The 12,594-nt window shown below is 44.8% G+C and carries 14 protein-coding genes; 7 read left to right on the top strand and 7 right to left on the bottom strand.

Annotated elements, in window-relative coordinates; all coding sequences use genetic code 11:
- The first annotated feature begins 5 nt into the window (after positions 1-5).
- From J5224_RS13000 to J5224_RS13030, 7 genes are all read left to right on the top strand, one after another.
- Positions 6-854, top strand: a complete 849-nt coding sequence (locus J5224_RS13000) for a type II secretion system F family protein (RefSeq protein WP_264625776.1) — start codon at positions 6-8, stop codon at positions 852-854.
- Entirely contained in the window at positions 842-2,017 is a 1,176-nt protein-coding gene (locus J5224_RS13005) for a tetratricopeptide repeat protein (RefSeq protein ID WP_264625777.1), read from the top strand. Before J5224_RS13000 ends, J5224_RS13005 begins: the two co-directional genes overlap by 13 nt.
- 155 nt (positions 2,018-2,172) lie before the next feature.
- Entirely contained in the window at positions 2,173-2,598 is a 426-nt protein-coding gene (locus tag J5224_RS13010) for an A24 family peptidase (protein WP_264625778.1), read from the top strand.
- Between the two features lie 16 nt (positions 2,599-2,614).
- Positions 2,615-3,109, top strand: coding sequence for a TadE/TadG family type IV pilus assembly protein (locus J5224_RS13015; RefSeq protein WP_264625779.1), 495 nt, complete (start codon positions 2,615-2,617; stop codon positions 3,107-3,109).
- A 1-nt stretch (position 3,110) separates the two neighbouring features.
- Positions 3,111-3,737 (top strand): tight adherence pilus pseudopilin TadF, encoded by a 627-nt coding sequence (gene tadF / locus J5224_RS13020; RefSeq protein WP_264625780.1) that lies wholly within the window; start codon positions 3,111-3,113, stop codon positions 3,735-3,737.
- A gap of 22 nt (positions 3,738-3,759) precedes the next feature.
- Positions 3,760-5,562, top strand: coding sequence for a TadE/TadG family type IV pilus assembly protein (locus tag J5224_RS13025; RefSeq protein WP_264625781.1), 1,803 nt, complete (start codon positions 3,760-3,762; stop codon positions 5,560-5,562).
- Between the two features lie 25 nt (positions 5,563-5,587).
- A complete protein-coding gene (locus J5224_RS13030) occupies positions 5,588-6,277 on the top strand; it encodes a hypothetical protein (protein ID WP_264625782.1) in 690 nt (229 codons plus the stop codon).
- A gap of 81 nt (positions 6,278-6,358) precedes the next feature.
- Here J5224_RS13030 and nrdF read toward each other — a convergent pair whose 3' ends face one another.
- The 7 genes from nrdF to J5224_RS13065 form a co-directional block, all read right to left on the bottom strand.
- A complete protein-coding gene (gene nrdF / locus J5224_RS13035) occupies positions 6,359-7,321 on the bottom strand; it encodes a class 1b ribonucleoside-diphosphate reductase subunit beta (RefSeq protein WP_264625783.1) in 963 nt (320 codons plus the stop codon).
- A 24-nt stretch (positions 7,322-7,345) separates the two neighbouring features.
- Complete coding sequence (nrdE, locus tag J5224_RS13040) at positions 7,346-9,487, bottom strand: class 1b ribonucleoside-diphosphate reductase subunit alpha (RefSeq protein WP_413544675.1); 2,142 nt, start codon at positions 9,485-9,487, stop codon at positions 7,346-7,348.
- A complete protein-coding gene (gene nrdI / locus J5224_RS13045) occupies positions 9,487-9,891 on the bottom strand; it encodes a class Ib ribonucleoside-diphosphate reductase assembly flavoprotein NrdI (protein WP_264625785.1) in 405 nt (134 codons plus the stop codon). Before nrdI ends, nrdE begins: the two co-directional genes overlap by 1 nt.
- Positions 9,892-9,900: 9 nt before the next feature.
- Positions 9,901-10,137, bottom strand: a complete 237-nt coding sequence (nrdH, locus tag J5224_RS13050) for a glutaredoxin-like protein NrdH (protein ID WP_264625786.1) — start codon at positions 10,135-10,137, stop codon at positions 9,901-9,903.
- A 281-nt stretch (positions 10,138-10,418) separates the two neighbouring features.
- A complete protein-coding gene (gene speD / locus J5224_RS13055) occupies positions 10,419-11,213 on the bottom strand; it encodes an adenosylmethionine decarboxylase (RefSeq protein ID WP_264625787.1) in 795 nt (264 codons plus the stop codon).
- Positions 11,214-11,242: 29 nt separating this feature from the next.
- The gene (gene speE, locus J5224_RS13060) at positions 11,243-12,097 is read right to left on the bottom strand and encodes a polyamine aminopropyltransferase (protein WP_264625788.1); all 855 of its coding nucleotides are present in this window, start codon (positions 12,095-12,097) and stop codon (positions 11,243-11,245) included.
- Positions 12,098-12,229: 132 nt separating this feature from the next.
- Entirely contained in the window at positions 12,230-12,577 is a 348-nt protein-coding gene (locus J5224_RS13065; protein WP_264625789.1) for a YacC family pilotin-like protein, read from the bottom strand.
- Positions 12,578-12,594 lie beyond the last annotated feature (17 nt).

Below are 12,594 nucleotides of genomic sequence, written 5' to 3' on the forward strand. Positions count from 1 at the left end.
GCGTTATGTTTTATCTTTTTTCTTTGCTAATGATCGCGCTAGGCTTGGGTGGATTTTCTATTCATTATTTAAAAGATAGGAATAAAAACAAATCGTTGGCACTACTGAATGTACATAAGCACTTATTGACTGAGAAGGTAAACCAGGATGACATATCTCATATTGAAACGATTTTAATAAAGTCGAGTCGTTTAATTCTGATTACTGCATTGTTAGATAAAAATGTGATACTAAAAATGCTAACCGCCGTTACGCTTGGTGGAATGTTATTTTTGCTGAATGTAAGTGGTATCCTCCAGGTATCAGTGAATGTTTTACTCATTTGTTTTTTAATCCTGAGTGTGTCAGTCATTATTTTACCTGATGTGATCAAAAAGCGTATTATCGTAAAACGGTTAAAAAACATATCAAACGATTTACCCTTTATTATTGATATGATGGCGGTTTGTATTCAGTCTGGAATGACGGTTGAAAAATCCATGCGATATATTAGTGAAAACACTAAGCATGTTAATAGGGATATTGCCAGAATTCTGGAGCGTGTCATGCTAAAAACAGAGGTTAGTGGAATCAATGCCGCGTTGGAACAACTTTATCAAGAGATAGCCAGTAATGAAGTGAGAATGTTGTGTACAACATTACAGCAGAGCATAAATTTTGGCTCATCCATTTATAAAATGTTAATTGCTTTAGGCAAGGAAATGAGAGATATACAGTTACTCGATATGGAAGAAAAAGTGGCAAGCTTATCTGCCAAAATGACCATGCCGATGATTGGATTTATTATGTTTCCATTGTTGGCAATAATTGTTGGGCCAGGTTTAATAGGGATGATGGCATTATGGGGAAGTTAGTTTATGTTTTATCGTTACTTTCGATTTTTTTTCTCTCAGGATGTGTTACCCAAAACGGAAATAACAATGCTATTAATGAGGAGCAGAAGGAGTTTATTCTTGCCAAAATGAATGATTATCAAGGGTTAATTAGGTTGTATCGTGAAAAACTAAACCGAAAAGAGAATGAAAAAACACGATATGTTTTGGCGAAATATTATCACTCCGCTATGGATTATGAATCATCAAGGCATTATTTAGCCCCCTTGTTGGCTAATAATCCCGACGAGGATGTGCTGCTGCTTGAAAGCAAGAATTTGCTGGAGCAGGGACATATCTCTGAAGCGCTTGGCCGTGTTAAGGCGGCTTTGAATAAAAACCCTGAAAATGGTGATGCGTTGAACACGCAAGGCGTGTTGCTGGCGCAGCAGGGCGATTATCTTGCCGCCAAGGCATCGTTTGATAAAGCCCGAACGCATTTTGTTGATGAAGATAAAGTGATTAATAACCTGGCGATGCTGGCCATTATGCAAGAGGATTATCCTACTGCGCGGGATTATCTGGCACCCTTGTATTCGCGAGGGTATACGGGCGAAAACCTGTTACATAATTTAGTATTTGTACTGGTGAAATTGCGCGATTTTGAGGGAGCGGAGGCGGTGCTGCATCGTGCGAAGAACGCTGATGTCAGTGATGGTTTACTTGAGTCGTTATCAAAAATCAAACCTCGCTCCCAACGCCAGTTACAGCAACGCGAATTGCTGGCTAAACAAGATGTGTCGATAAAAAAAGGGCAGGATGAAGAAGGCACTACGTCCACATTACCGTTATCAAAAGAACGAAATAACGAGATTATTGCGGTTCGAGCGGGACAACATGAAAAATATTTCCGCATGACAATGGAGTCACGGGAACGAATGGCCATTAAAAAGCTAGTCGATAGAGAGCTTGACCAGTTAGTTTATGAGTTACAAGGCGTGACGGCGAGTGATGATATATTGCGAGTAGGGAATGGTTTGATGGCTGACGGCAACGTAAAGTCAATTTCAATCATTCACAAAGATAAAAATACCATTTTGGTTACGTTCTTATTAAAGAAAAATATTGATAAGGTGAAGGTATTCCATCTTGCCGCTGAAAAATCAGCCCCAGAGAGATTGATATTTGATTTTTATCACGGCTAGTTTTTAGTTTGGTGTTTTTTTTCATATTCACTGCGTTATACGTATCGACTGGTTTTTATTATATTAGGTTAATTACCGGATCGTCTGCCGATTCATTATACTATACTATTTCGTAGGCTATAAACGCATATGGTATGTTTAAGGGATTAAGTAAAGTGAAACTAGAAGGGATGCTTGCAATGACCATCAGTGTAATATTGACATTCGTCTGTTATACGGATATTCGTTATCGGAAAATTACCAATGCGACGACATTGCTCATTTTTTCTCTTTCACTTTTATTAACTTTTCACCATCTTGAAGAATGCTCTTTACCATTACTGTTGCTATTGTTTGGTGTCGGTTTTGTTTTCTCTATAGTCGGTGTGATCGGTGCAGGTGATGTTAAACTGGTATGTGCATTATCAACGGGGCTTTCAACGACAGATATAGGTAATTTTTTATTTTTGATGGGAATGACGGGGATTCCACTCACGTTGCTTACGTGTTTATATTATAAGCTATTCTCAAAAAATAACGTCATTACTATACCCTATGGTGTTGCTATTTGCTCTGGCTATTGGTTGTTGTGGGCAGTGTAAGTAAAAGGAATGAAAATTGAACAACAAGAGAGAAAGTGTGTTGTTATGGTATCGTTCAAGCAATGGAAGTGCTGCACTTGAGTTTTCTTTACTCTTTATTCCCTTTGTTATGGCATTTCTTTTTCTCGCAGAGCTGTGTCGGGTGGTTTATATTTCATCAGCTCTGGATTTGGTACTGGCTGAGTCCAGTTATAGTGCATCGCTTCGTCAGTCTGATAGAGATTATAACGCTTATTTTAAGAAGGCTTTGAATATGCGTTTAGATGTATGGCCATTATTTACCAAAGAAAATATTATAAGTACGTCTGTAAAATATTGTGATGACATTGCTGCATTAATTGAGAATGACAAACATTGCTTATCCCCCAATGCAGTTGGAAAACCGTTGGCATTGTATCTCGTGAATATTCATTATCGGCCTCTCTTCTTTCTGTTTCCGAAAGTGATGGTTGAACAGCAATGGAAGAGAAAGGTTGCTTTTGTTCAGGAATTTCAGCGAGGAGAATTGTAATATGTCTTCGCTTTGCAGAAATGGAAAATGGCTGTCTGAGATAAAAAGTGAGAAAGGAAGTGTAGCGATTGAGTTTTTTTTCTACTTTCTTTCTGTCGTACTACTCTGTTTTTTATTGGTTGATTACGGTCGATATTTTTTAAACAAAGGCTATATGGAACGTATCAATCATTCTCTTGCCACAGTGCTGCGTGAACGCACTGTACTTTATCATGGGAAGGAGAGGTTAACACAGGATGATGTCAATCAGTTAGATTTATTGGCAAAGATGCTTTTGGCTGAATCTCACATTGGGGAAAAGTATAATCTTTATGTGGATGCTATCTATTTTGATGAGGGTGTCAAAACAGAGAAAAAAATGAAAGGTAAGCCCATATCCTTTACTGTGCTTCATGTGACCGATAGCAGTTGCCCAAAGTCCGCGTTTGCAGCGGATTTGACTAAACGTATTCCTCTTTCCCCTTTTTCTCATGCTGGTACTGGGTCGACGCGAACTGAGCATTGGCTACCTGTTTATCAAGTCACTCTTTGTACTCAAGGTCAGTATAGCGTGTTAATGAAAATATTACGTGCCATTGATCTATCTATAGGAAATATCTCTGTGAGTAACGCGGTAATTCCTCGGTAAGTTTCTCGGAGTTCGATAAGTCATGAAGATAAAACATGCTGTTGATTTCTTTCTGTTGGTATTCCGCAGAGAGTCTGGGGCAATGACATTGCTGTTTGCTATTATGTTTCCAATGTTATTGATGTTTTTTTCTTTAGCACTCGATGGAGCACATTTTCAGGCAAACCGTGCCCGATTGGCCGATGCGATGAATCAGGGGGTGTTAGCCATCGCGATAAACGATCGCTGTGATTACGTCATGGATAAAGAGTGTGCTGTTAAGCATGGAAATGAGACAGCCAATAAAACGATTCTTAGCCACTATCTGAACTATTATTTGCCCAATGTAAGGTTTACTGATAACGATATGGAGGTTATTGTCAGTCTGAATCGTGATAATGAAAAATTAACCTCAATTGATTATAATGCATCAGGGATTGCGACATTACATCCTATCTTTAAAAAATACAACGAAGTTGGATTTAGTGATAATGTCCTCGTTCGAGCAGACAGTTCCGCCGGTACAGTAAGAAAATCGATGGAACAGAAAAGTCTCCCTACGGATTTTGTTTTTGTTGTGGATGTTTCTTCCTCAATGGGGCTGGATATTAATGGTAAAAGTACAAAGGTTGAAAATGATAAAAAATATACTATTTTAAAAAATGCTGTTGTGAGATTTTCTAAAACCATTCTTAATAGTAACGAGAAAAATGCTATTGGTATCGTTCCTTTTAATGTCGGCGTTCCTGTTAAATTGAATAAAAAAGACATTTTTGGTGGCAAAGAAACTGGGTGTTCTTTTGTTGGTAAGCTTAAAAAAAAGTATGAGGGGGTTAGAAATAAAAAAGTCGACTTTAATTTTTGGTATAACAAAAATTTCAATGAGAAAAATAAGGATTTCAATCAGCAGGATGAGATTATCACCTCTTATTACAAATCAATCGTCTCACCTGCTTTGAGGCTTACCATGGAGCAAATGGTTAATGATAAGAAGTGGTGCGCTGAAATTTATAATATAAATGGTTCCTACAGTTGTGATGCTGATTCTCGCGCTAATCTTCGGGCGCACCCTGAAGAATTTACTCTTTATTATAATAAGGCAGAAGAATTATCCACACTGGCAGAAAAATATTTCAATGTTGTAAATGTTGAAACTATTGATTTCGATGAAACTTTGAAGGATGACTATTTGTTCTCTGATAAATCAGTTACTACTTATACTTACTTTCCTTATCATGGTAATGATGGGATGTTTCACAATATGTGTTTTGATCATTGGCATAGTGTACTACTACCAAAATATGATGATGTAAATGATATTAAAATTATAAATAAAATAATGGATTATACTGATTTTATGCGAAAAAGAGAGTCTCCTTCCTCTTATTTGATTGAGTTAACCAGCAGTGCTGAGGTTATCTCGAATTTTAAGGAGATGAAGTTCCATGGGGGGGAGACCGACACCAGTAGTGGTTTGTTGCGGTCGCTACCTGTTATCGCAAAGGGGAATAACCCTAGAAAAGTCATTATTATGGTTACTGATGGGGAAGATAGCAGTGAGCCGCAAAAGTTGGCTACAGCACTTCATAAGAAATACCATATTTGCAAACGAATCAAAGAGGGGTTATTAAATCACAATAAACTTCATAAGACGGTTGAGGTGGATATGTTTTTTATTTCACTGGCGAAAAATGGGGTTGATGGTGACGAGGTTAAATTTTGGCGCGAATCCTGTGTTGGAGACGATAATGCCTTTGTTGTTAGTGATTATCAAAGTCTGATGAATATACTGGCAAAGATCGCTAAAAAAGAGCAAATAAACTTTATCGATAAAAGTGATTTTTAATCGATAAAGTTTATTTGGGAGGAATATGAGGACAATAGTCATTGCGGATGCACTCTATTATCGTTATGTAGGGCTAAGCGCTCTTTTTTATAAAAAATTCGACGGCAATCCTGATGTGGATGTGTTCGATCACTACAATGAGAAAAAGCTAACGCGCAGAGGGGAATACCGTAATGCGCTGGTCATTGGTAATCAAACCATGCATGAGATGGAGAGAACCAATCGATTATTGCTCGCCAATAACAGCGATATCATCGTTTATCGTATTTTTTTTTCCGATATGATCAAACTGCGGCGCTTGAAGCGACATTTGGTGCTGAGTCCTTATTGTATCGTGGTGTCTTCAGATATCGCCAATCGTGATTTATTTATGCTAAGCCATTCTTGGCTGGGGTGTTTAGATAAAGAGAAATTCGCTTATGTCAGGTTTAATTCACACGAGCGACAACTGTTACTGTATTGGGAGGCGATAACACAGGGTCATATTCCTGATGGGCTTAAGGATATTGCCTACTCCGTTGTTAGCCGTTTAAAGCGAAAGCTGGATATTCGCAGTGAATACTCCCTCTATCTGCTGTGGCGGATAACGCATCTGGGGATTTTTTCTTTGAACAATTTTTCAATCAGCAGTAACTGCAGCCGGGGCAGGGCACCTGTATCGAGTAAACCCTCGGCTACGCCCCGGATTCCCCACGGCTATTTTTTTCTGCGCTAAACCTATTGCGTTGTGCGCCTATTGCGTTGTGCTGAAGGGATGAGGGCCGGGGAGCATCGCTCCCGGGCCGCGTTCTGTCGCTTAAAAATCCCAGTCATCATCTTCGGTATTAACTGCCTTGCCAATGACGTATGAAGAGCCTGAACCGGAGAAGAAATCGTGATTTTCATCCGCATTGGGTGATAATGCGGAAAGGATTGCCGGATTGACATCGGTCATGTTGGCAGGGAACAGCGCTTCATAACCAAGGTTCATTAACGCTTTATTGGCGTTGTAATGCAGAAACTTTTTCACATCCTCAGTCCAGCCCACACCGTCGTACAGCGCTTCAGTGTAAAGGATTTCGTTGTCATAGAGATCCTGCATTAAATCAAAGGAGTAGTCCTTTATCTGTTGTTGTCGCGCAGCGTCAGCGGTGGCGAGACCTTGCTGGAATTTATAGCCAATATAATAGCCGTGCACGGCTTCATCACGGATAATCAGGCGAATCAGATCGGCGGTGTTGGTCAGTTTGGCACGGCTGGACCAGTACATCGGTAAATAAAAGCCGGAATAGAACAGAAAAGATTCGAGAAATACGCTGGCGACCTTTTTCATCAGGGGATCGCTGCTGCGGTATTGCTCAAGAATCAGTGTGGCTTTTTTTTGCAGCGTGGCGTTTTCTTCACTCCAGCGATAGGCATCATCCACTTCGTTGGTGAGGCAAAGCGTCGAAAAAATCGAACTGTAAGAACGGGCGTGCACTGCTTCCATAAAGCTGATGTTTGACAGCACCGCTTCCTCATGCGGGGTGACGGCATCGGGCATCAAGGTGGGAGCGCCCACGGTGTTTTGTATGGTGTCTAGCAGCGTAAGCCCAGTAAAAACGCGGATGGTCAACTGGCGCTCCTGGGGAGTTAGTGTGCTCCAGGAGGGAATGTCGTTCGATAGCGGCACTTTCTCCGGTAGCCAGAAGTTACTGGTCAGACGATTCCACACTTCCAAATCCTTGTCGTCTTCGATTTTATTCCAGTTGATCGCTTTTACGCGAGTGAGCAGAGTCATCGTTAAATTCCTTCGAGAAACCTATCAGAGCGCACAGGAAACACAGCCTTGCACTTCAGTACCTTCCAGTGCCATCTGGCGTATGCGCACGTAATAGATGGTTTTAATACCTTGTTTCCAGGCATAAATCTGTGCCTTGTTGATATCTCGGGTGGTGGCGGTATCGCGGAAAAACAGCGTTAACGACAGCCCTTGATCGACGTGCTGAGTGGCGGCGGCATAGGTGTCGATGATTTTTTCCGGGCCTATCTCGTAAGCATCCTGGTAGTAATCCAGGTTGTCATTGGTCATGTACGGGGCTGGGTAGTACACGCGACCAATCTTGCCCTCCTTGCGGATCTCAATACGCGACACGATGGGATGAATGCTGGAGGTGGCGTGGTTGATGTATGAGATCGATCCAGTGGGTGGCACCGCTTGTAAATTCTGGTTATACAGCCCGTGCGCCATCACGGAATCGCGTAACTCGGTCCATGCTTGCTGTGAAGGAATAACAATTTGCGCCGTCTTGAACAGTTCGCGTACACGTTCCGTTTCCGGCTGCCAGGCGCGTTCGATGTATTTACTAAAATACTCACCGGATGCATAGGTCGATTGTGCAAATCCAGCAAAGGTGCGCCCACGCTCAATCGCCAGTTGGTTAGAGGCGCGCAGTGCATGATATGCCACGGTGTAGAAGTAGACGTTGGTAAAATCGATGCCTTCCGGTGAGCCATAAAAAATTCGCTCGCGAGCCAGATAGCCGTGCAGGTTCATTTGTCCAAGGCCAATGGCGTGGGAGTCGTCATTGCCTTTAGCGATGGAGGGCACAGAACGGATGTGGCTCATATCAGAGACCGCCGTCAAGGCGCGAATGGCGGTTTCCACCGTATTGCCAAAATCAGGTGAATCCATGGTTTTGGCGATGTTCAACGATCCCAGATTACACGAGATATCCTTGCCGATGTGGCGATAGCCTAAGTCATCATCGTACAGGCTGGCTTCGTTGACTTGAAGGATCTCCGAGCACAGGTTGCTCATGGTGATTCGGCCATGAATCGGGTTGGCGCGATTCACCGTATCTTCAAACATCATGTAGGGGTAGCCAGACTCAAACTGTATTTCGGCCAGAATCTGGAAGAACTCACGCGCCTTGATTTGCGATTTACGGATGCGCTTATCGTTTACCATTTCATGGTACTTCTCACTCACGCTGATTTCCGAGAAGGGCACGCCATACACCTGTTCCACATCGTAGGGAGAGAACAGGTACATCACCTGGTTGGCTTTCGCCAATTGGAAGGTGATGTCCGGGATCACAACGCCAAGAGAGAGCGTTTTGATACGAATTTTCTCATCGGCGTTTTCACGCTTGGTATCCAGAAAACGCAAAATATCAGGATGGTGCGCGTTGAGGTAGACCGCTCCTGCACCTTGCCGAGCACCCAATTGGTTGGCATAGGAAAACGCATCCTCCAGCATCTTCATGATGGGGATGATACCGGAGGACTGGTTTTCAATACGTTTGATCGGTGCGCCAGCTTCGCGGATGTTGGTCAAGGTAAAGGCAACGCCGCCGCCGCGCTTGGAGAGTTGCAACGCTGAATTGATGGCGCGCCCGATAGACTCCATGTTGTCTTCAATACGTAACAGAAAACAGGAGACCAACTCACCGCGCTGTTTTTTACCGCAGTTGAGAAAGGTTGGGGTCGCGGGCTGAAAGCGGCCGCTGATGATTTCATCGACCAGCGCGCTGGCAAGCTGGGTATTCCCCTTGGCCAATGCCAAAGCAACCAGACAGACCCGATCCTCGTAACGTTCCAGATAGCGTTTGCCATCAAAGGTTTTCAGCGTATAGCTGGTGTAATATTTGAACGCGCCCAGGAAGGTTTGGAAACGGAATTTGTGCGCATAGGCTTGCTGAAACAGGCTCTTGATAAAGCTGAATTGATACTGTTCCAACACGTCAGCTTCATAGTAGCCTTCTTCCACCAGATAGCGCAGTTTCTCCTCCAGATTGTGGAAGAACACCGTATTCTGGTTTACGTGCTGAAGGAAATAGCGCCGTGCTGCCAGCCGGTCTTTTTCAAACTGAATGTGCCCGTCAGCGTCATAGAGATTCAGCATGGCATTGAGCGCATGGTAATCGAGCGTGTTGTCGCTTTTTCCCTGCGCGGGGGCGTTGATTACGGATGTTGTTGCCAAAATTGGGTTACTCCTTTGCGCACATTGATGACATCTTCCGGTGTGCCGAGCAGTTCAAAGCGATACAGGTACGGCACCTGGCATTTCTGCGCGATAATGTCGCCAGCTAGGCAATACGCGGTGCCGAAGTTCATATTACCTGCGGCAATCACGCCGCGCAGACCGGCCCGGTTGTTGGCGTCGTTGAGGAAGCGAATGACTTGGTGCGGCACGGCACCTTTGCTGCTTCCTCCGCCGTAGCTGGGTACAACCAGAATGAACGGTTGTGCCACGTTGAGTACCGGCTGGTCTTCTGCTATCGGAATGCGCAGAGCGGGCAGACCCACGCGAGCGATAAACCGATGCGTGTTTTCCGATTGGCTGGAAAAATAGACCAGTGGATTCATTGCGCCCCCTTACTGCAACTGCGCTGAGCGCAATGCACCGATCTTATCCGGGCGAAAACCGCTCCAGTGATCGTCCTCTGTCATCACCACCGGTACCTGTTGATAGCCCAATGCCCTTACCCGCTGTAATGCCTGCTCATCTTCCGTCAGGTCGATAAGCTGATAGGTGATACCTTGTTTATCCAAAGCACGGCACGTCGCATTGCACTGAACACAGTGCGGTTTAGTGAAAATGGTAATGCGCATGATTCGTATTTACCTTTTGGGTTAAAGTCAGTATGGTAAAGCGGCCTTGTGACACCCTTGCGCTGCCGCCTTTCTGCGAAACGCGCCTCATCGATAACCGTGGCGTGATTAAATACTAGATGTAGATGTTTTTAATTTCAACCATACAATATATGGTGTTTAGTGCGGATTGGTTCAGGTGGACACTTGGATAGGGGGAGTGGGTTGTGCTACCGAGGGAAGACGCGTAGCGCTGCTGAGAATAAAAAAAACGGGCCGCTGTCGGCCCGCAGGTGCGTTATCTACAAAATCGGAAGATTCCTACCGTAGTAGATCTCGCGCATTTCATGATAGAGCAGATCGGTGATCCTTTTACGCTCCGCCGCTTCCAGATTTTCCGGCTCGGCGTTGAACAGATAGTGCCGTAGATCGAAATCCTTGAGCAGCATTTTGGTGTGAAACATATTCTCCTGATACACATTCACGTCCATCAGGTGATACAGCGACTTCATATCTTCCGACATGAAGTTCTGAATAGAATTGATCTGATGATCGATGAAATGTTTCACTCCATTGATATCACGCGTAAAGCCGCGCACGCGGTAGTCAATGGTGACAATGTCGGATTCCAACTGGTGAATCAGGTAATTCAGCGCTTTTAGCGGGGAAATCACGCCGCAGGTTGATACTTCAATATCGGCGCGAAAGGTGCACAGGCCGCCCTCGGGATGGCTTTCCGGGTAGGTGTGTACACAAATATGGCTTTTGTCCAGATGGGCAACCACGGAGTGGGGTAGCGGTCCGGGATGTTCGGAGTTATCGACATCGCGCGGATCCATCGGCTCCTCGCTGACCAGAATAGTCACGCTGGCGCCCTGAGGATCGTAGTCCTGCCGTGCGATATTCAAAATATTGGCACCAATGATCGTGCAGGTTTCCGTCAGGATCTCTGTTAAACGATTGGCGTTGTACTGTTCGTCAATATAGGCGATATAGCCATCGCGATCGTCAGCGGTTTTGGCATAGCAGATATCGTAGATACAAAAACTCAGGCTTTTGGTCAGGTTGTTAAAGCCGTGCAGTTTCAGCTTGTGCAATTTTCGTCACCCCCTTATGGCTGCAAGCGTCAGGCTAATGCATTGAGTAGATATTGTGGCAGCGCAAAGCTGCCGGTGTGGATTGCCGGATTGTAGTAACGGCAGGGGATACCCGAAGCGTGATAACGTGCCGCAAGCGTGTCCTGCGCGACCTGGCGCAGTGCCGGATCGTTACTGGCCCAGGCAAAGGTCATGATGCCACCGTAATAGGTAGGGATCGCCGCCTGATAGAAGGTGACGTCCGAAAAAGAACGGTTGAGCAAACGGTGGCTGTTGATGGCTTCATCCTGTTGCAGAAAACAGACGCCATTTTGCGCGACAAACAGACCGCCGGGATTCAGGCTGCGCGCACAACCATCGTAAAACGCTGAGCTGAAAAGACTTTCTCCTGGTCCGGTAGGATCGGTGCAGTCAGAAATGATCACATCAAACCTGTCGCGGTTTTGACTGACAAAATCAACGCCATCGGCGATCACCAGCGTTAAACGCGGATCGTCATAAGCCCCGGCACTGTGGTTGGGAAGATACTGGCGACAGAAACTGACCACACCCGCATCAATCTCCACCATGGTGATGTGTTCTACTTCCGGATGGCGACATACTTCGCGCAGGATGCCCCCATCGCCGCCGCCAACTATTAGCACGCGCTTGGCCGCGCCATGAGCCAGCAGAGGAACATGGGTAAGCATTTCATGGTAGATAAATTCGTCGCGTTCGGTGGTTTGCACCACGCCATCCAGCGCCATCACCCGCCCCAGTGCCGCATTTTCGAAAATAATCAGATCCTGATGTGCGGTTTTTTCATGAAACAGCACCTGGTCAATGGAAAAATATTGGCCGAGGCTGGCATGTAATGTTTCATGCCATATCTCTTTTCGGGACATGTCAGGGCTTCCTCTGCGATAACCGCCGTAAAAATGAGCGCGCCATCATAGCTAACTCGCTGATGGCTTGCACAGTGAAATTTCAGGCAGTGCAGGAAACGCTACACGAGCGCTATTTCGCCGGCACCAGCACTATTTCGCGTACGCGAGCAGACCGAGCGAGTTTTGCGCCAGCGATTGACACTTCTTGGGGGTAGGGATGGGGATATTACTCAGATCGCGGTAGCTGTCTTCACCCAGGCTGGTCATATCAAATTCACTGTAATTGTTGAGATTCCAACGGTTTTGTTGCGCGAAAGCGATCAGAACGCGTCGAATATGGTCGTTGGGAATGTCTTGATAACCACAGTTGTTTTTCAAATAGACGAAAATGGCCGTCAAGTCAGCGAGATCTTCCGCCTCAAATTCATTCAGTGCGTTACTGGCTGACGAAAATCCCATCAGACTCATAAGCAGCAGTGCCAGCGCAGAGCGTTTCATGATTAAACCTGTATCAA

Source organism: Candidatus Symbiopectobacterium sp. NZEC135 (genome assembly GCF_025962695.1).

What these genes read in the sequence shown, in the direction of transcription:
- J5224_RS13000 (WP_264625776.1), top strand. Translation starts at nt 6, where the DNA reads ATGTTTTATCTTTTTTCTTTGCTAATGATCGCGCTAGGCTTGGGTGGA.
- J5224_RS13005 (WP_264625777.1), top strand. Translation starts at nt 842, where the DNA reads ATGGGGAAGTTAGTTTATGTTTTATCGTTACTTTCGATTTTTTTTCTC.
- tadF (WP_264625780.1), top strand. Translation starts at nt 3,111, where the DNA reads ATGTCTTCGCTTTGCAGAAATGGAAAATGGCTGTCTGAGATAAAAAGT.
- J5224_RS13025 (WP_264625781.1), top strand. Translation starts at nt 3,760, where the DNA reads ATGAAGATAAAACATGCTGTTGATTTCTTTCTGTTGGTATTCCGCAGA.
- J5224_RS13030 (WP_264625782.1), top strand. Translation starts at nt 5,588, where the DNA reads ATGAGGACAATAGTCATTGCGGATGCACTCTATTATCGTTATGTAGGG.
- nrdF (WP_264625783.1), bottom strand. Translation starts at nt 7,321, where the DNA reads ATGACTCTGCTCACTCGCGTAAAAGCGATCAACTGGAATAAAATCGAA.
- nrdI (WP_264625785.1), bottom strand. Translation starts at nt 9,891, where the DNA reads ATGAATCCACTGGTCTATTTTTCCAGCCAATCGGAAAACACGCATCGG.
- nrdH (WP_264625786.1), bottom strand. Translation starts at nt 10,137, where the DNA reads ATGCGCATTACCATTTTCACTAAACCGCACTGTGTTCAGTGCAATGCG.
- speE (WP_264625788.1), bottom strand. Translation starts at nt 12,097, where the DNA reads ATGTCCCGAAAAGAGATATGGCATGAAACATTACATGCCAGCCTCGGC.
- J5224_RS13065 (WP_264625789.1), bottom strand. Translation starts at nt 12,577, where the DNA reads ATGAAACGCTCTGCGCTGGCACTGCTGCTTATGAGTCTGATGGGATTT.